We start from the raw sequence: 758 nt of genomic DNA, 5'->3' as shown, positions 1-758 counted from the left end.
GAATACACTGATGAGTTTGCAACACCTTATAAAGCAGCTGAAAGAGGATTTGTGGATGATATCATCGAGCCTGCATTTACAAGAGCAAGATTGATTGATGCATTCGATATGCTTGCATCAAAGAGAGAAACAAGACCTACTAAGAAACATGGTAATATCCCATTATAAGAGAAGAGGTAGTTAAATGAATGCATTAGATAAATTTAAACATGCAGAAACATTTGCTAACATGCCACTTAATGAGAAACTTGTAGCAACAGGCAATGTCATTCTACTTGGTATGGGTATCACATTTTTGGCTTTGGTTTTGATATGGGCTTTGACAGTACTTATGTCAAAAGTGATCCAATCACTTGAAAAAAGTGCAGAAACTTCAAAAATGAAAACCAGCGGAGCAAGTGCAAAAGCACCCGAAGCACCAAAAGCACCAGCAGTAGTAGCAGTTGAAGAAACAGATGATTTAGAACTAGTTGCAGTAATAACAGCAGCAGTTGCAGCGGCTATGAACACATCAGTTAACAATATTCACGTATCAAGTATAACGAGAACTAACGATACCACTCCGACATGGGGAAGAGCTGGTAGAAGCGAATTGATGAATACGAGAGCATAGTGGAGGATAACATGAAAAAATTTAATATATCTGTAAATGGTACATCATACGAAGTAGAAGTAGAAGAAGTAGGCGGCGCGGTTTCTGCACCAGTAAGCAGACCAGCTCAAACAGCGGCACCAGCTCCAAGAGCAGCAGCACCAGC

General features: G+C 40.0%; 2 protein-coding genes. Both read left to right on the top strand.

The features are described from left to right. Nucleotides 1-168 (top strand): carboxyl transferase domain-containing protein (locus tag QE109_RS17555; RefSeq protein WP_281095848.1); only part of this gene is annotated, 168 nt, incomplete at its 5' end. 16 nt (nt 169-184) lie between these two features. Then, entirely contained in the window at nt 185-613 is a 429-nt protein-coding gene (locus QE109_RS17550; protein WP_281095847.1) for an OadG family protein, read from the top strand. Nucleotides 614-758 lie beyond the last annotated feature (145 nt).

Source organism: Fusibacter bizertensis (assembly GCF_029914245.1).
Classification (GTDB): domain Bacteria; phylum Bacillota; class Clostridia; order Peptostreptococcales; family Acidaminobacteraceae; genus Fusibacter_C; species Fusibacter_C bizertensis.
Note: the sequence above shows the minus strand (reverse complement) of the source record. Positions and strands in the feature narration are given on the sequence as shown.

Bases quoted from the DNA above. Each gene is read 5' to 3' on its own strand.
- QE109_RS17550 (WP_281095847.1), top strand. From the start codon at position 185: ATGAATGCATTAGATAAATTTAAACATGCAGAAACATTTGCTAACATG.